Below are 18,386 nucleotides of genomic sequence, written 5' to 3'. Positions count from 1 at the left end.
CTTTAAACACCAAACGGCCCGGATTTTCCGGGCCGTTTCTTTTGAAAACTGTCCAGTTAGCTTTTGCGCGACCGCAGCGTGATGACGACGCCCGACACCACGATCAACACCATACCCAACACCGCGCTCGACCCCAATCGGTCGCCATACAAGACAAAGCTCCACGCTGCGGCGAACCCCAGAAGCGAATACTCATAGATCGCCACCTGCGCCGGATCGCCCAGTTGATAGCCGCGGAATAACAGCCCAACCCCAAGAATAGACCCGAATGCCTGCAAGAAGGTGATGAACAGCGCCCAGCCGCTTGGCCAGACGACGCCGCGCAGGATGAACCCATCCGCGCCCGATGGCACCTCGTGCGGCCAGACCGTCATAATAACCGTGCCAATCGCACCAAACACGCCCAAGCACAGGAAGAACGCCGCCAGCATGGACAGGGCTGATTCCCCCTCGCACCATTGGCGCGTCGCAATGGCGCCCAGCGCATAGAAGAACCCCGCCGCCATTGGCACGACGACCGCAGGGCGGATGCCTTCACTGAACGGGTCCAGCACGATCACCACTCCGACGAAGCCCACCAGCGCGGCCCCCATCCGCGTGAATCCGATGGGTTTTCCAAAGAACAGGGCCGATATCAGCATCACCCAGATGGGTGCGGTAAACAGCCCCGAAGCCACCTGCCCTACTGGCAAAAAACCCAGCCCGCCAAAGTAAAACAGCATCGCAAGGGCGGCCAGACCTCCGCGCACCATCACCGCCCAGGCCCGAATTGGGCGCAACCGGACGCGATCAGACAGGGACATCAACGCGAACAACCCAAAGGCCATCACGGTCCGCATCAAATGGAATTGCCATAACCCGAGTTCAGGTGCGATTTGGCGCACAAGGTTGTCGAAGAACCCCAGAAAGAACATTGCGGCAAAGATGAATCCTGCCGCCGCCAAGGGTCTGTCCGTCGCCATGTCGTTTTCCTTACTCGAAAAGCCTCTCAGAGCCATTGACCATGGGGCAACACTGGGGTCCACTCGGAAAACGACACAGGTTAAGAAAACACATCGCTTTGGGAGGAGTGAGAATGGGTTGGATGGCAGACGAACGCGGGTTGGATAAATGTGCGGCAAACTTTGTGCCGTTGACCCCGCTTTCACATCTTCAGCGTGCCGCAAAGGTATTTCCCAACCGCGAGGCCGTGATTGATGGCAATCGCCGCCTGACCTATCGCGACTATCATGGACGGGTCAGCCGTTTGGCCTCGGCGCTTGCCGCGCGTGGGATACGACCCGGTGACGTCGTCGGCACGCTTTTGCACAACACTTTGGCCCATGTCGAAGCCAGCTTTGGCATCCCGGCCTGTGGCGCCATCCTGAACACGATCAATACGCGGCTGGATGTGGATACGGTCGCCTACATTTTCGGGCATGGTGCAGCCAAGGCTGTGCTGGTCGATAGCGAGCTGGTGCCCTTGGCAGAAGCCGCGCTTGAACAGATGGACGGCAGTGCCCCCGAAATCATTGAGGTCGCCGCGCCCGACGCGGGTTTCCCGGCAACCGGTCGCTATCTTGAATACGAGGATCTGTTGGAGAGCGGAGATCCGAATTTCGACTGGATCATGCCTCAGGACGAATGGGAAAGCCTTGCGCTGAACTATACCTCGGGCACCACCGGGCGGCCCAAAGGTGTGGTCTATCACCACCGCGGCGCCTATCTGATGACGATGGGCACGCCGATCAGCTGGAACATGCAGCTGTATCCGCGTTACCTGACCATCGTTCCCCTGTTTCACTGCAACAACTGGAACCACACTTGGATGATGCCGGTGCTGGGCGGGACCGTTGTGTGTTGTCGCACGATCACGGCGAAGGCGATCTATGATGCCATCGCGGATGAGGGTGTGACCCATTTTGGCGGTGCACCGATCGTGCTGAACATGATGGTCAACGCCCCTGACGCCGACCGCCGCAGCTTCGATCACGTGGTCGAGGTATTTACCGCAGGCGCCCCGCCCGCAGCCGCGACCTTGGCCGCAATCGAGCCCTTGGGCTTCAACGTCACGCAGGTCTACGGCCTGACCGAAACCTACGGTCACGTGACCGAATGCCTGTGGAACGGTCCCGAATGGGACGATCTTCCGCAAGTAGAGCGCGCCGCGATCAAGGCGCGCACCGGCGTCGCCTTCCCGCAAATGGAAGACATCACCGTTCTGGACGAGACCATGGCCCAAGTGCCGATGGATGGCGAAACCACGGGCGAGATCATGATCCGCGGCAACTCGGTCATGAAAGGTTATCTGAAGAACCCCGAGGCCACGGCCGAGGCGTTTCAGGGTGGCTATTTCCACTCGGGCGACGTCGCCTATCAGACGCCGGACGGGTACATCAAGATCACCGACCGCTCGAAAGACATCATCATTTCGGGCGGCGAGAACGTCAGTTCGGTCGAGGTCGAGGGCGTGTTGATGCACCACCCTGCGGTCAGTCTGTGTGCCGTGGTCGCCAAGCCCGATGACAAATGGGGCGAAATCCCCTGCGCTTATGTCGAGCTGAAGGATGGTAGCGATGTCAGTGAGGCGGACCTGATCGCCTTCGCCCGCGAACGTCTGGCCGGGTTCAAGACGCCAAAGCGGATTGAGTTCTGTGAGCTTCCCAAAACCTCGACGGGAAAAATCCAAAAGTTCCAGCTTCGCGATTGGGCGCGCTCGGGCGACTAAGGCGGTTCCGATTGCCGGGCCGGACGGTTGGCGCTATTCTGTGCGCAATCAAAAACGAGCAGAAAGCCCCGTCCCATTATGACGGCCCTGACCAAATATGACCGGCTTGAGGCCACGGCCCTTTGGCGTCCCGAAGAAGGGGCGCAAAGGGTGGATGTCCTGTTGTCTCTTGGGAATGCGACGCTGACGATCTCGGACATGCGCGAGAACGTTCTGAACCACTGGTCCCTACCCGCGATCCAGCGCGTCAATCCCGGCGAGCGTCCCGCGATTTTCCGTCCCGGCCATGATGCCACCGAAGAGCTGGAGACCGAAGACGAAGACATGATCCGCGCGCTTGAAAAGGTGCGCAAACTGATCGAGCGTCGTCGTCCCCATCCCGGTCGGCTGCGGCACTGGGTGACGGCCGGTGTGCTGGCTTCATTGCTGCTGCTCGCGGTCTTCTGGCTGCCCGGTGCGCTGCGCAGCTATACGGTCTCGGTTGTGCCCGAACCCACACGCGCCGCGATTGGGCAGCAGATCTTGACCCGGATCGGACGCATCACCGGGCAGGAATGCCGTGGGCGCGAGGGACGTGCGGTGTTGACCCGGCTGGCCCGAACAACGACCGGCAATTCAGACCTGCGCGTTGTCGTGCTGTCCGGCGCCGTGCAGACAACCCAGCATTTGCCGGGAAATATCACACTTCTGAACCGCGCCCTAATTGAAGATTTCGAACATCCAGACGTACTGGTGGGGTTCCTGATGGCCGAGGAACTGCGTCGCGATAGCACAGATCCGATATTGCCGCTTCTGGACCATGTTGGCCTGCGCGGAACGGTGCAGCTTTTGACGACCGGGCACCTACCCGCGGAAGCGATAGATCAATATGCAGAAGATCTTCTGACCACGCCGCAATCCGAGGTGCCAGCCACAGCGCTTCTTGAGCGCTTCAATGCACAAGGCGTCAGTGCAACGCCCTATGCCTATGCTTTGGACCTGACAGGCGAAACAACGCTCGAGCTGATCGAGGCAGATCCGGTACCCGAAGGCAGCGCCCAGCCCCTTCTATCCGATGACGATTGGGTCAGATTGCAGGGCGTCTGCGGCGAATAAAAAAACGCCCGTCTGATTGCAAGACGGGCGTCCGGTACACAGCGATCGCCGCGTGTTTTACTTGGTGCCGAACATCCGGTCGCCCGCGTCACCCAGACCCGGCACGATATAGCCCTTTTCGTTCAGCTTCTCATCCAGCGAGGCCGTGATGATCGGCACATCGGGGTGTGCCTCTTTCATGCGCGCAACACCTTCCGGGGCGGCCAACAGGCACAGGAAGCGAATGTTCTTCGCACCCGATTTTTTCAGCATATCAATCGCCGCAACCGAGCTGTTGCCCGTGGCCAGCATCGGGTCCACTGCGATCACCAGACGCTCGTCCATATGCTCGGGCACCTTGAAGTAATATTCGACCGGCTCCAGCGTTTCCTCATCACGGTACAGGCCAACAAAGCCCACGCGCGCCGAGGGGATCAGCTCCAGCACACCGTCCAGAAGACCGTTACCAGCGCGCAGGATCGACACCAGCGCCAGCTTGCGGCCCGCCAGGGTCGGCGCGTCCATCTCTTGCATCGGCGTGGTGATGGTTTTCGTCGTCATCGGCAGTTCGCGCGTGATCTCGTATGCAAGAAGCTGGCTGATCTCGCGCAGAAGTTGGCGGAACAGGCTGGTGGGCGTGGCTTCATCCCGCATCAAGGTCAGCTTGTGCTGAATCAGGGGGTGATCAACAATGGTCAGGTGATCATACATCTTGCGTCTCCAATTCTTTGCGGATGCGGGTGCGGGTCGCCTCGTCGCAGAAAGCCGCGTCAATGGCAACCACGTTCAGGTCGCGAAAGTCCTCTTCCGTCCAGCCGAACTGACGCGATAGGTCTTCGTATTCCTTGTTCATATCCGTCCGGAAGAACGGAGGGTCGTCGGTCGATACGGTGACATTCACCCCGCGTTCGCGCAGCTTTGCGATGGGATGGGCGGAAAGATTTGAATACACGCCCAGAAACACGTTCGAACCGGGGCAGACTTCAAGCGTTACACCGTCTTCGGCCAACCGATCCACCAGCGCCAGATCCTCGATCGCACGCACGCCGTGACCAATGCGTTCAACTTTCAGGTCATCCAGAGCGGCGCGCACCTCCTCGGGTCCATTCCACTCGCCCGCATGGGTGGTCAGACGCAACCCCGCCTCGCGTGCCATGTCATAGGCATAGGCAAAGTCGCCCTGACTGCCAGATTTTTCGTCCCCGCCCATTCCAAAGCCCGTCAGAAAACCACCGGCCGTTTCCTGAGCACAAAGCGCGGTTTCGCGGGCGAATTCCGGGCCGAAATGGCGGATGCAGGTGGCAATCCCGCGCAGGGTGATGCCCATGTCGCGTTCTGCCTCGTCGGCGGCGTCTTGAATGGCGGCAAGGTAATCCTTCCACGCCACCACATCCCGCCCACCGCAGAAATCCGGAGACAGGAAGGTTTCGGCATAGACCACGCCCTTTTCGGCACAGGCTTCCAAGACGGCCTTGGTCAGGCGGTGGAACTCCTCGGGGCCCGTCAAGACCGAGGTCGCGGCCTCGTATACTTCAAGGAAATGCCCGAAATCGCGATAGGCATAGCCGCCATCTTCGGTGAAGATCCCCGACAGATCGACGGACTTTTCCTTTGCAAGGGACCGGATAAACGCGGGCGGCGCTGCACCCTCGATATGCAGGTGCAGTTCGACCTTTTTCAGTTCATTGAAACTCATAGAAACGACCCTCCTGCCCCGCGCGTGTCCAGCCCAAGATGGGCCGCGACCGATGCACCAATATCCGAAAACCCGACAAGCCCAATTTCGCGCGTGCCAAACCCAGCGGCAACGACTGGCACGCGTTCACGGGTGTGATCAGTGCCGACCCAGCTAGGATCGTTGCCGTGATCCGCGGTGAACAGAACCAGATCTCCGTCGCGCATCATGTCCATCAGACGGGGCACCTGAGTGTCGAACCATTCCAGTGCACGCGCATAGCCCGAGATATCGCGACGGTGACCATAGATCGCGTCAAACTCGACGAAATTAGCGAAAACCAGATCGCCGTCCTGCGCATTGTCGAACGAGGTCACCAGATGCTCCATCAGGTCCGCATCCGCCCCTTTATGAACAGAGGTGATCCCGCGATGAGCAAAGATATCGCCGATCTTTCCAATGGCATGTACCTTTCCGCCCGCATCCGTCACCCAGTCACACAGGGTCGGCTTTGGCGGGGTCATCGCATAGTCGCGACGGTTGGTGGTGCGGGTGAACCCTTCGGCTTCCGATCCCACAAAGGGGCGCGCGATGACACGGCCGACGCGCATGTCATGCACCATTGGCGCAACCGCCTGACACAGCGCATAGAGACGCTCCAGACCGAAATGCTCTTCATGTGCCGCGATCTGAACGACACTATCGACCGAAGTATAGACGATTGGGCGCCCCGTGCGGATGTGCTCGGCCCCTAGTTCATCCAGCACCGCCGTACCCGACGCATGTTTGTCGCCCAGAATGCCGTCTACATCCGCTGCTTCACAGATGGCGGCGGTCAGGTTTGCAGGGAAGGTTGGTATGGCGTCCGGGAAATAGCCCCAGTCCCACGGCAGCGGTACGCCCGCAATTTCCCAATGCCCGGTGGGGGTATCCTTGCCCGGCGACACCTCCTGCGCTGCGCCCCACAGCCCAGAGGGTGTGGCCTCAAGTCCAGGAGTGTCGTCGCCCGAGGCCAGACGAACCGCCGCCCCCAACCCCAGAGCATCCAGATTTGGCAAGGAAAGCGGTCCCGAGCGCCCCTCTTCTGCGCGTCCTTCGGCGCAGGCTTGCGCGATATGGGCCAAGGTGTTGGCACCCGTGTCCGGCACGGTCTTGTCGTTGAAGAACTTATGCGCGTCGAGGGCACCGCCGCAGCCGACGCTGTCCAGCACAATCAGAAAGGCGCGGGTCATGTGTTCTCCATATGCGCGGCACCAAAGGCACCGGGTAGAAGTTCAGCCATGGTCATGGTCAGGCTTTCGCCGCCCGTGGTCATCATGGTGATTTTCACATCCGGCCCCGAGAACTCGGCCAGTTTCTGACGACACCCACCGCATGGCGTCACCGGCAAAGGCGCGTCCGCGATCACCAAAGCTTCAGCGATCTCGCGCTCTCCCGCTGCACACATGGCAGCAATTGCGCCCGCTTCTGCACAGGTTCCTTCCGGATAGGCGATATTCTCGACATTGCATCCGACATGCACCACGCCCGCGCTTGTGCGTAGGGCAGCGCCGACCTTGAAGTTCGAATATGGGGCATGCGCATTTTCGCGCACGGCCTTGGCAGCTTCCAACAGCGACATGATCCGCTCCTGCAAAAAAATCTATCCAGCAACCCTGAACCTCCACATTCTCGGATGCAAGCGCAATCCGTGCATCAAGGGGCTGGTCGCAAGGGATTGCCATGCTAATCTACGCAATGCAGACTTGATTGCCCTTGCGTCACTGGTGTATCGGAGTGTCGAAGGGAAGGTAGTTTAAAGTTAAACTATCCACACTAAACCTTGGGAGGCCTCGATGTCCGAAGACAGCTATCTGCGCAAACGCGCGCTGGATTATCACGAATTTCCACAGCCCGGAAAGCTTGAAATCCGCGCAACCAAGCCGATGGCGAACGGGCGCGACCTAAGCCTTGCTTACTCACCAGGCGTGGCTGAAGCCTGCGTCGAGATCGCAAAAGATCCTTCCGTAGCAAGTCGTTATACGGCGCGCGGCAATCTGGTTGCTGTGGTCTCGAACGGGTCCGCCGTATTGGGGTTGGGCAATATCGGGGCGTTGGCCTCGAAGCCCGTGATGGAAGGCAAGGCGGTTCTCTTTAAGAAGTTCGCCAACATCGATTGCTTCGATATCGAGCTGAACGAATCTGATCCGGAAAAGCTGGCCGACATCGTCTGTGCGATGGAGCCAAGCTTTGGCGCGATCAACTTAGAAGACATTAAAGCACCCGATTGTTTCATCGTTGAACAAATTTGTCGCGAGCGGATGAACATTCCAGTCTTTCACGACGATCAGCACGGAACCGCCATCGTGGTGGGGGCCGCAGCCACCAATGCGCTGAAGGTGACAGGGAAATCCTTCGAGGATATCAAGGTCGTCTCGACCGGTGGCGGGGCAGCAGGCATTGCCTGCCTGAACATGCTTCTGAAGCTCGGCGTCAAGCGCGAGAACGTCTGGCTCTGCGATATCGAAGGCCTCGTCTATGAAGGTCGCGTGAAAGAGATGACACCCCAGAAGGCCGCGTACGCGCAGGGCGGCAGCCCAGCAAGCCTGGATGATGTGATTGCAGGCGCGGACCTGTTCCTTGGCCTGTCCGGTCCCGGCGTTCTGAAGCCCGAAATGGTGGCCAAGATGGCCGACCGCCCGATCGTTTTCGCCCTTGCCAACCCTACGCCGGAAATCATGCCGGACGAGGTGCGCAAGGTTGCTCCGAATGCGATCATCGCCACCGGCCGCTCGGATTTCCCCAACCAGGTCAACAACGTACTCTGCTTCCCCTTCATCTTCCGGGGGGCTTTGGATGTTGGCGCAACCGAGATCAACGACGCCATGCAGCTGGGTTGCATCGAAGGGATCGCGGCCCTTGCCCGTGCTACGACATCGGCTGAAGCCGCCGCGGCCTATAAGGGCGAACAGCTGACCTTTGGCGAAGACTATCTGATTCCCAAACCATTCGACCCACGCCTTATGGGCGTTGTCGCCAGCGCCGTTGCCAAGGCCGCGATGGACAGTGGCGTGGCCACGCGCCCGGTCGAGGATCTGGATGCCTATAAGGCGAAACTGGATGGCTCGGTCTTCAAATCTGCGCTGATCATGCGCCCGGTTTTCGAAGCCGCCGCCACCGCGGAACGCCGCATCGTCTTTGCCGAGGGCGAGGACGAGCGCGTGTTGCGCGCCGCCAACGCGATGATCGAGGAAACCACCGACGCGCCGATCCTGATTGGCCGCCCGGACGTGATCGCCCGCCGCGCTGAACGTGCTGGCCTATCCATAATTCCGGGACGCGATTTCGAGGTCGTAAACCCCGAGCGCGACAAACGGTATCGCGAGTATTGGGGCGCTTATCACGAGCTGATGGCCCGCAAGGGCGTGACGCCTGATCTGGCCAAGGCGATCATGCGCACGAACACCACCGCTATCGGTGGCATCATGGTGCATCTGGGTCATGCAGACAGCTTGATTGCGGGTACGTTCGGACAGTATTTGTGGCACCTGAATTATATCCAGCAAATCTTGGGCAATAACGAACTGCACCCCGTCGGTGCGCTGAGCCTGATGATCCTGCAGGACGGTCCGCTGTTCATTGCTGACACCCATGTGCACAACACGCCCAGCGCCGAACAGATCGCCGAAACCGTTTGCGCCGCAGCGCGACATGTGCGCCGATTTGGTGTCGAGCCGAAAATCGCAGTGTGTTCGTATTCGCAATTCGGCAATCACGGCGGAGACAGCGGCGCGCGTGCGCGTGGTGCACTTAGCATCCTCGACGCTGCCCCGCGCGACTTTGCCTATGAAGGCGAAATGCACGTGGACGCGGCCCTTGATCCCGAGGTGCGTCGCCGCCTGTTCCCAGCCGCCCGTTTTGATGGCCCAGCGAACGTATTGGTCTTTGCCAACGCGGATGCAGCCAGTGCGGTACGCAACACGCTGAAAGTGAAAGGTGGCGGGCTTGAGGTTGGCCCGATCCTGATGGGCATGGGCAACCGTGCCCATATCGTAACGCCCTCAATCACCGCACGCGGACTTTTGAACATGTCGGCCATCGCCGGGACACCGGTAGCACATTACGGCTAAACGATTCCCTGCGAAAACTTTGCAAGGCGAGGTTTGCAATTTTGCAAATCTTGCCTTTTTCAAACTCAGACCCCTAAAAAGACAGGGGTTTGCAAAAATTTGCAGGCGATTTTCCACCACCCTGCAAATTTTCCGCGATATTGTGACGCTACGTTCAACACGGTTCTTGCCCGGATAGGTCGTAGGGGCGTAACACATTCTACAAGGGAAACTGGAGGATGTGCACTATGGCATACAAAGACGTTTACGCGGCGTGGCAAGCGAACCCAGAACAGTTCTGGATGGACGCAGCCCAAGCCATCAGCTGGGACAAGGCCCCCACCAAGGCGCTCTTTGACGGAAACGCCCCGATTTATGAGTGGTTCTCGGACGGGATGGTCAACACCTGCTACAACGCAGTAGACCGCCACGTTGAAAATGGGCGCGCTGATCAGGTAGCCATCATCTATGACAGCCCGATCACCGGCCGTCAGTCGAAAACCACTTATGCCGAACTGAAATCGCGGGTCGAGAAAGTCGCCGGTGCTCTGGTCGAAAAAGGTGTCACCAAAGGCGACCGCGTCATCATCTATATGCCGATGGTCACCGAAGCCCTGATCGCCATGCTGGCTGTCACCCGTATTGGCGCGGTGCACTCGGTCGTGTTTGGCGGTTTTGCCTCGAACGAACTGGCCGTGCGCATCAACGATGCCAAGCCCAAAGCCATTATTGCTGCGTCCTGCGGGCTAGAGCCCGGTCGCGTGGTTGCCTATAAGCCGCTGCTGGATGGCGCCATTGATCTGGCCGAGCACAAGCCCGACTTCACCCTGATCTTCCAGCGTGAAGAGCATCCTGCCGAGCTGATCGACGGTCGTGATTTCGATTGGGCCGAGATGGAAGCCAACGCCGCCCCTGCAGCCTGTGTACCGGTCGAGGGCAACCACCCTGCCTATATCCTGTACACTTCGGGCACCACGGGTCAGCCGAAGGGCGTCATCCGCCACACCGGCGGACATCTTGTGGCCCTGAACTGGACCATGAAGAACCTGTATAACGTCGATCCCGGCGATGTGTTCTGGGCTGCATCCGACGTGGGTTGGGTCGTTGGCCACTCGTACATTACCTATGGTCCGCTGGTACACGGCAACACGACCATCGTCTTTGAAGGTAAACCCGTGGGCACGCCCGACGCCGGCACCTTCTGGCGTGTGATCAGCGAGCACAACGTGAAGTCCTTCTTCACTGCCCCCACTGCCTTCCGCGCCGTGAAGCGCGAAGATCCCAAAGGCGAGTTCGTGAAGAAATACGACCTGAGCTGCCTGAAGCAGGTTTATCTGGCTGGCGAACGCGCCGATCCCGACACCATCGTCTGGGCGCAGGATCAGCTGAAGGTGCCCGTCGTGGACCATTGGTGGCAGACCGAAACCGGCTTCGCCATTGCCGCCAACCCGATTGGTATCGAAGAACTGCCGATCAAACTGGGCTCGCCCTCGGTTCCGATGCCCGGCTTTGACGTGCAGATCCTTGACGAAGGCGGACACCCGATGCCGGCTGGCGAGCTGGGCGCGATTGCCATCAAGCTTCCCCTGCCCCCGGGCACGCTGCCGACCCTTTGGAACGCGGAAGAGCGCTTTAAGAAAAGCTATCTGAACACCTTCCCCGGCTATTACGAAACTGGCGACGCGGGTTACATTGATGAAGACGGCTATGTCTACATCATGGCGCGCACCGATGACGTGATCAACGTGGCAGGCCACCGCCTGTCGACCGGCGCGATGGAAGAGGTTCTGGCCTCGCACCCTGACGTGGCCGAATGTGCCGTGATCGGCGTGACCGACCAGCTGAAAGGCCAGCTGCCGCTTGGCATGGTCTGCCTGAACGCTGGCACTGATCGCCCGGATGAAGAGATCACCGCCGAATGCGTCAAGCTGGTGCGCGAGAAAATCGGCCCGGTTGCTGCCTTCAAGCTGTGCGTTGTCGTGGATCGCCTGCCCAAGACGCGCTCGGGCAAGATCCTGCGCGCGACTATGGTGTCGATTGCGGACGGCAAGGAATACAAGATGCCTGCAACCATCGACGATCCGGCCATTCTGGACGAAATCAAGGACGCGCTGGCCTCGCTCGGCTACTAAGTCAGGCCTGATAAAAAGAAACGCCCCCGATTTCGGGGGCGTTTTTTTATTAGACGAACTGTTCGCGGATCAGGCGTTCCTCAAGCCCATGTCCGGGATCAAACAAGATCCGATGTGCGATATCCCCGCAGGACCGGATTTCAACCGAGACGACGTTCGGCACGGACCGGCTGTCCGCATCGGCCATCACGGGGCGTTTGTCGGGCTGCAGCACATCAAAGCGCACCACGGCATTTTTCGGCAGAAGCGCCCCACGCCAGCGGCGCGGGCGGAACGCTGCCATGGCTGTCAGCGCCAGCACGTCCGACCCAATTGGCAGAATCGGCCCGTGGGCGGAATAGTTATAGGCGGTTGATCCAGCGGGCGTACACAGAAGCGCCCCATCGCAGACCAGTTCATCCAAACGCACACGCCCATCGACGCTGATCTGAAGCTTCGCGGCTTGGGGGCCGGCACGCAGCAGGCTGACCTCATTGATCGCCAGCGCCTCGTGCACCTGGCCGTCGGCGCTTTCCGCGCGCATCGACAGCGGGTTGATCACCTCTTCTTCCGCGACAATCAGACGGTCGATCAGCCCATCAGGCGCGTATTCGTTCATCAAGAAACCAACAGTGCCGCAGTTCATGCCATAAACGGGCGCCGGAAGATGCTGCGTATTGTGGAGCGTGTGCAGCATGAACCCGTCGCCGCCAAGTGCGACAATAATGTCGGCCTGATCCTCGGCGACATTCCCATAGCGCGACACCAGTTCGTCAAGTGCTGCCTGCGCGATGGTCGTATCACTGGCAAGGAACGCGATTTTTCGACTCATGCTAAATGTCCCGATTGGCGGTCTTCGTTTCCGAAACAATCACATGTTTCCACAAATCACCAGATAATGCCGCGTCTTTCCGTCGCCGCGTCGCTTTCTGGTCTTTGCGACGGGTAATGTTTCCGATAGGAAATCGAGAAATCGGACCTTAATTGAAGGAAAACGCGCATGACTGCCACCCGTGACCAAGGTTTCTTTACCGAATCCCTCGCGACTCGCGACCCCGAGCTGTGGGGCTCGATCACCAATGAACTGGGCCGTCAGCGCGACGAGATCGAGCTGATTGCATCGGAGAACATCGTTTCCGCCGCCGTGATGGAGGCTCAGGGCTCGGTTCTGACCAACAAATACGCTGAAGGTTATCCCGGACGTCGTTACTACGGCGGTTGCCAATACGTAGACGTGGCCGAAAACCTGGCCATCGACCGCGCCAAGGAATTGTTCGGCTGTGAGTTTGCCAACGTTCAGCCGAACTCGGGTTCGCAGGCGAACCAAGGTGTGTTCCAAGCGCTGATCAAGCCCGGCGACACCATTCTGGGTATGGACCTGTCGGCTGGTGGTCACCTGACCCACGGCGCCCGTCCGAACCAGTCGGGCAAGTGGTTCAATGCGATCCACTATGGTGTGAAGCGCGAAGACAGCCGCATCGACTATGACCAGATCCAAGAACTGGCGACCGAGCACAAGCCCGCCCTGATCATCGCTGGTGGCTCGGCCATCCCGCGTCAGATTGACTTTGCCCGCTTCCGCGAGATCGCAGATTCGGTTGGCGCTTACCTGATGGTCGACATGGCCCACATCGCAGGCCTGATCGCAGCTGGCGAGCATCCCTCGCCGTTCCCACACGCCCACGTGGCCACCACCACCACCCACAAGACCCTGCGCGGTCCGCGCGGTGGTATGATCGTCACCAACGACGCGGATATCGCGAAAAAGGTGAACTCGGCCATCTTCCCGGGCATCCAAGGTGGTCCTCTGATGCACGTGATCGCCGGTAAGGCAGCTGCCTTCGGAGAAGCGCTGCGCCCCGAGTTCAAAGCCTACCAGAAAGCCGTGCGTGCAAACGCCGTGGCCTTGGCCGATCAGCTGATCAAAGGTGGTCTGGATATCGTCACCGGCGGCACCGACACCCACGTTCTGCTGGTGGACCTGCGCCCCAAAGGCGTGACCGGCAACATCGTGGACGCCGCCCTGGGCCGTGCCCACATCACCACCAACAAGAACGGCATCCCGTTTGACCCGGAAAAGCCCACCGTGACCTCGGGCATCCGTCTGGGTACGCCTGCCGGCACCACCCGTGGCTTCGGCGAAGCCGAGTTCCGCGAGATCGCTGACCTGATCATCGAAGTCGTAGACGGTCTGGCCGCCAACGGCCCGGACAGCAACGCCGAAGTGGAAGCTTCGGTGCGCGAAAAAGTGGCCGCGCTCTGCGCCCGTTTCCCGCTGTACCCGAACCTGTAATCTCACAGGGAACAGAGTTGAACTGATCAAGCGCCCCCGGAAACGGGGGCGTTTTTTATTGCGATGTCACAGAAATCCGCGCCACATCAAAAAGCCGACAACCAGAGATACCAAAACCAGAAGGTTGAACATCAGCCCTGCACTCAGATTGACCGCAATCCCCTTGCGGCGCTCCCACGGGTCGATGCTCAGCAGATAGCGTTCCAAATCCGCCGCCGCCAAATCCAGCGCGGCTTCGTCCAACTGGCGCAGTAGTCGGGGATGATCGGCGCGGGTGGTGGCATCGACCAGCATTTGCCCTTTCATGCGCAAATGGCGCGGCAGAAGGCGCCCTGCCCTGCGCAGCTTCGCGTCAAACCCCTTGCCGCGAACGTCCAGCCGCTCTTCAAGCAGTTGGGCCAGCCGATCTGTACGCGCCACGATATCCAACTTAATCCTCGATATTTCCGGTCGCCACTGTCACAACCATAGCTTCAACCAAGGGGTATTCGGAAGCCCAAACCGGCCTATCGTCAATTCCGGGTTCAATCCAAGCGCCCGTCAGGCTATCAGAACGTATGCTTACGATGCAGACATTCGGGGACGACACCTCCCGCCCGCCAATCCTGATCGTGCACGGGCTTTTTGGCTCGGGGCGCAATTGGAACGTCATTGCCAAACGCCTGTCAAATGAACGGCGCGTGGTGTCCGTAGATATGCGCAATCATGGCGAAAGCCCGTGGTATGACACGCAAAGCTATCACGACATGGCGGACGACCTTGCGCAGGTGATCCGTCATATTGGTGGAGAGGCCGACGTGATCGGGCATTCGATGGGCGGGAAAGCCTCGATGATTCTGGCGCTGCAGGACGCGGCGCTGGTGAACAAGCTTCTGGTCGCGGATATCGCCCCCATCGCCTACAGCCACAGCCAGCAGTCCATGATCGAAGCGATGCGCGTGATCAATCTGGACCTTGTGAAAACGCGCGGAGATGCGGATCGCCAGCTGGCGCAAGTGCTGGATGACGCTTCCGTCCGGGCGTTTCTGTTGCAGTCCCTGAACGTGAAAGACCGGAAGTGGCGGCTTAATCTGGATATCCTGCAAACCGAGATGGCCAAGATTGTCGGCTTCCCGGATGTTTCGGGTTCTTTTGATGGACCTGCGCTGTTTCTGGCGGGGGCAAACTCGGACTATGTCCTACCCGAACACCGCCCCACGATCAAAGCGCTGTTCCCTGTTGCCAAACAGGCCAAGATCCCCGGCGCAGGCCACTGGCTTCACGCGGAAAAACCGCGCGAATTCGAAGCGGCGGCGCGCAGCTTCCTGAATCTCTAGTCTGGAAAAGACAAAACCCCGCAGCGTGGCGGGGTTTCTTAGGATCATCTGGCGCGTTTTAGTGCGTCCAAGGACCGCGACGGTTGGTGGCAAAGTTCTCGCCGTATCCGCCCAGGCGGATATTCGGTTTGCGCTTATGCGGTTCAGTCACCGTCGCCTCGATGCCGTGTTCCTTGGCATAGTCCAGCGCGGCCTCTTTGCTTTGAAATTTCAGGCGTACCTGACTTTGCGTGTCCGACGATCCGGTCCATCCCATCAGGGGGTCAAGTTCACGCGCCGCATCGGCTGCATATTCCAAAACCCAAACCTTGGTCTTTCCCATGCCCGACGACATTGCATTGCGGGCGGGCTGATAGATACGAGCACGCATTCGGTATCTCCTTCCAAAACTAGGACGGTTATCCGTCATGCGGCCCGGCAATTCAAGGCGGAATCAGGGGGGTGCAGCAGCTGAACGTACACTCTGCAAGGATCTCATTCCGATAGATGTCCGTGAGTGTGGCAGTGGAGGAGAAGCAGGGAGACTGCCGGTAGTCGACGAGGGAGCGAGGGGTGGGGTGGGTGTTTCGCCGACACCGGCAGTCCGTTCTGCTGCTTGCCTCTTGACGCTATCGCAGAGAAGGGGGTACGGCAAGGAAAAAATACACCTCCAATTGCATTATTGCTGAAATAATGATGATGATTCATCATTTATTTACAACTAGTTATCCTATTTTTTGGGTTTTCCGCATGTACCCAAACACAATCAAGAGATACTCTCATTGATTGTGTATTTTGAATGTGTTTTTGGACACATTTCGGGTATATCCCTAACCTCTAAAAAAAAGGTCAACACGGCAACTCACCAATTATGGGGAGATTCTTGTTAATCTGGCGCCAGGCACCCCTTGAAGAAGAACAAAAAGTGACCATTCTTGGGGAACGGAGAGATTCGCATGCCCCATGACCAGACCCCACACAGCCCGCTGACCAACCCGACAATGGCCCCTGTCGCCCGCCCCAAGCTGGAAGGCGGCAAACGGTTCGTGATGCACACGCCGTTTAAGCCGGCGGGCGATCAGCCCACGGCGATTGCCGAACTGAAAAGCGGCATTGAAAATGGCGAGCGGGATCAGGTGCTGCTGGGCGCGACTGGCACCGGTAAAACCTTCACGATGGCCAAGATCATCGAGGAAACCCAGCGCCCTGCGATTATCCTTGCACCGAACAAAACCCTCGCCGCCCAGCTGTATGGCGAGATGAAGGGGTTCTTCCCTGAAAACTCGGTCGAGTATTTCGTCAGCTACTATGACTACTACCAACCCGAAGCCTATGTCGCGCGCTCGGACACCTTCATCGAGAAGGAAAGCCAGATCAACGAACAGATCGACCGGATGCGCCACTCGGCCACGCGGGCACTTCTGGAGCGCGATGACGTGATCATCGTGGCCTCTGTGTCCTGTATCTATGGCATCGGCTCGCCCGAGACCTACACGGCCATGACCCAAGACATCACCGTGGGCGAGGAATACGACCAGCGCGCGATGATGCGCGATCTGGTCGCCCAGCAGTACAAGCGCAATGACAACGCGTTTCAGCGCGGATCGTTCCGCGTGCGTGGCGATAGCCTCGAGGTCTGGCCCAGCCACCTTGAAGACCGCGGCTGGCGGTTCTCTTTCTTTGGCGAGGAACTTGAAAGCATCACCGAGTTCGACACGCTGACCGGCGCCAAGACCGACACCTTAGAGAAGGTACGCATCTACGCGAACTCGCACTACGTGACGCCCACCCCGACCCTGAAACAGGCCATTCAAAGCATCAAGCAAGAGCTTGCCTTGCGTCTGAAGCAGTTCGAAGACGAGGGTAAACTGCTGGAAGCCCAGCGCCTTGAGCAACGCACCAAGTTCGATTTGGAAATGCTGGAAGCCGCCGGGTTCTGCAACGGCATCGAAAACTACTCGCGCTATCTGACCGGCCGCGCACCGGGCGAACCGCCCCCCACCCTGTTTGAATACATCCCAGACAACGCGATTGTATTTGCCGATGAAAGCCATGTCTCGGTGCCCCAAATCGGCGGCATGTATCGCGGCGACTATCGGCGTAAATTCACACTGGCCGAACACGGGTTCCGCCTGCCCAGCTGCATGGACAACCGCCCCCTGAAGTTCGAGGAATGGGACGCCATGCGCCCGCAATCGGTCTTCGTGTCCGCCACGCCCTCGAATTGGGAGTTGGAACAGACCGGCGGTGTCTTCGCTGAACAGGTCATCCGCCCCACCGGGCTTCTGGATCCCGAGGTCGAAATTCGGCCCGTTGAGATGCAGGTCGACGATCTGTTGGACGAGGTCCGCAAAGTCGCCGCCAACAACATGCGCACGCTGGTCACGACGCTGACCAAACGCATGGCCGAGGATTTGACCGAATACCTGCACGAACAGGGCATCCGCGTGCGCTATATGCACTCGGATATCGACACGATCGAACGGATCGAGATTCTGCGCGACCTGCGCCTTGGCGCGTTCGACGTGCTTGTCGGCATCAACCTATTGCGCGAAGGCTTGGACATCCCGGAATGCGGGCTGGTCGCCATTCTGGACGCGGATAAGGAAGGCTTCTTGCGCTCGGAAACCTCGCTGATCCAAACCATCGGCCGCGCCGCACGGAACGCCGAGGGCCGCGTCATCATGTATGCCGACCGCATCACCGGCTCGATGGAGCGGGCACTGAAGGAAACCGAACGGCGGCGTGAGAAACAACATGCCTATAACGTCGAACACGGCATCACGCCCGAGACGGTGAAAAAGAATGTCGATGACGTTCTGGCTGGGCTTTACGACGGCGACACCGACATGTCCCGCGTCACGGCGACCATCGACAAACCCATGGTCGGCGACAACCTTCTGGCCCATCTGGAAGTCCTGAAAGCCGAGATGCGCAAAGCGGCCGAGAACCTCGAGTTCGAAGAAGCCGCCCGCCTGCGTGACGAGGTACATCGGTTGGAGGCTGTGGAACTGGCCGTCGCCGACGATCCACTAGCGCGGCAATCCGCGATTGAGGCAGCTGGCGAGGCCGCGCAGAAGGCGAAGGGGCGGTCAACGGCTGGGAAGCCGGGACAGCGGGCTGGGCGTGGGAAGAAGAGGTAG

At 59.3% G+C, this 18,386-nt stretch carries 15 protein-coding genes; 7 read left to right on the top strand and 8 right to left on the bottom strand.

The annotated features are described in order from the left end of the window. Positions 1–56: 56 nt before the first annotated feature. Entirely contained in the window at positions 57–962 is a 906-nt protein-coding gene (locus MWU53_RS00855) for a DMT family transporter (protein WP_247089363.1), read from the bottom strand. A 113-nt stretch (positions 963–1,075) separates the two neighbouring features. Here MWU53_RS00855 and MWU53_RS00850 point away from each other — a divergent pair, with 113 nt between their 5' ends. Beyond that, entirely contained in the window at positions 1,076–2,707 is a 1,632-nt protein-coding gene (locus MWU53_RS00850) for a long-chain-fatty-acid--CoA ligase (RefSeq protein WP_247089361.1), read from the top strand. Between the two features lie 78 nt (positions 2,708–2,785). Next, positions 2,786–3,802: a hypothetical protein gene (locus tag MWU53_RS00845; RefSeq protein WP_247089359.1), complete on the top strand. Its 1,017-nt coding sequence runs from the start codon at positions 2,786–2,788 to the stop codon at positions 3,800–3,802. 57 nt (positions 3,803–3,859) lie between these two features. Here the strand turns inward: MWU53_RS00845 and upp are convergent, their stop codons facing one another. The 4 genes from upp to cdd are packed head-to-tail and all read right to left on the bottom strand — an operon-like array spanning position 3,860 to position 7,077. Continuing rightward, the gene (gene upp, locus MWU53_RS00840) at positions 3,860–4,492 is read right to left on the bottom strand and encodes a uracil phosphoribosyltransferase (protein ID WP_247089357.1); all 633 of its coding nucleotides are present in this window, start codon (positions 4,490–4,492) and stop codon (positions 3,860–3,862) included. Beyond that, a complete protein-coding gene (locus MWU53_RS00835) occupies positions 4,485–5,477 on the bottom strand; it encodes an adenosine deaminase (RefSeq protein ID WP_247089354.1) in 993 nt (330 codons plus the stop codon). Before MWU53_RS00835 ends, upp begins: the two co-directional genes overlap by 8 nt. Continuing rightward, on the bottom strand, positions 5,474–6,688 hold the full coding sequence (locus tag MWU53_RS00830; protein ID WP_247089352.1) for a phosphopentomutase: 1,215 nt from the start codon (positions 6,686–6,688) through the stop codon (positions 5,474–5,476). The genes MWU53_RS00835 and MWU53_RS00830 overlap by 4 nt, the downstream gene beginning before the upstream one ends. Beyond that, positions 6,685–7,077 (bottom strand): cytidine deaminase, encoded by a 393-nt coding sequence (cdd, locus tag MWU53_RS00825; RefSeq protein WP_247089350.1) that lies wholly within the window; start codon positions 7,075–7,077, stop codon positions 6,685–6,687. Before cdd ends, MWU53_RS00830 begins: the two co-directional genes overlap by 4 nt. Positions 7,078–7,291: 214 nt before the next feature. Here cdd and MWU53_RS00820 point away from each other — a divergent pair, with 214 nt between their 5' ends. Next, positions 7,292–9,565, top strand: coding sequence for an NADP-dependent malic enzyme (locus MWU53_RS00820; protein WP_247089348.1), 2,274 nt, complete (start codon positions 7,292–7,294; stop codon positions 9,563–9,565). Between the two features lie 227 nt (positions 9,566–9,792). Next, entirely contained in the window at positions 9,793–11,676 is a 1,884-nt protein-coding gene (locus tag MWU53_RS00815) for a propionyl-CoA synthetase (protein ID WP_247089346.1), read from the top strand. 49 nt (positions 11,677–11,725) lie between these two features. Here MWU53_RS00815 and MWU53_RS00810 read toward each other — a convergent pair whose 3' ends face one another. Then, the gene (locus MWU53_RS00810; protein ID WP_247089344.1) at positions 11,726–12,487 is read right to left on the bottom strand and encodes an NAD kinase; all 762 of its coding nucleotides are present in this window, start codon (positions 12,485–12,487) and stop codon (positions 11,726–11,728) included. Between the two features lie 168 nt (positions 12,488–12,655). On the opposite strand from MWU53_RS00810, the gene glyA reads away from it, so the two are divergent. Next, positions 12,656–13,948 carry a serine hydroxymethyltransferase gene (glyA, locus tag MWU53_RS00805; RefSeq protein WP_247089342.1) on the top strand — a complete coding sequence of 431 codons (1,293 nt, stop codon included), beginning with the start codon at positions 12,656–12,658 and terminating at the stop codon, positions 13,946–13,948. A 66-nt stretch (positions 13,949–14,014) separates the two neighbouring features. Here the strand turns inward: glyA and MWU53_RS00800 are convergent, their stop codons facing one another. After that, positions 14,015–14,368, bottom strand: coding sequence for a hypothetical protein (locus MWU53_RS00800; RefSeq protein ID WP_247089333.1), 354 nt, complete (start codon positions 14,366–14,368; stop codon positions 14,015–14,017). 137 nt (positions 14,369–14,505) lie between these two features. Between MWU53_RS00800 and MWU53_RS00795 the strand changes: the two genes are divergently transcribed. Beyond that, the gene (locus MWU53_RS00795) at positions 14,506–15,264 is read left to right on the top strand and encodes an alpha/beta fold hydrolase (protein WP_247089331.1); all 759 of its coding nucleotides are present in this window, start codon (positions 14,506–14,508) and stop codon (positions 15,262–15,264) included. Positions 15,265–15,322: 58 nt separating this feature from the next. Here the strand turns inward: MWU53_RS00795 and MWU53_RS00790 are convergent, their stop codons facing one another. Then, on the bottom strand, positions 15,323–15,634 hold the full coding sequence (locus MWU53_RS00790; protein ID WP_247089329.1) for an ETC complex I subunit: 312 nt from the start codon (positions 15,632–15,634) through the stop codon (positions 15,323–15,325). Positions 15,635–16,199: 565 nt separating this feature from the next. Between MWU53_RS00790 and uvrB the strand changes: the two genes are divergently transcribed. Further along, a complete protein-coding gene (uvrB, locus tag MWU53_RS00785; protein WP_247089327.1) occupies positions 16,200–18,386 on the top strand; it encodes an excinuclease ABC subunit UvrB in 2,187 nt (728 codons plus the stop codon).

It is taken from the genome of Aliiroseovarius sp. S1123 (assembly GCF_023015885.1).
Classification (GTDB): domain Bacteria; phylum Pseudomonadota; class Alphaproteobacteria; order Rhodobacterales; family Rhodobacteraceae; genus Aliiroseovarius.
Note: the sequence above shows the minus strand (reverse complement) of the source record. Positions and strands in the feature narration are given on the sequence as shown.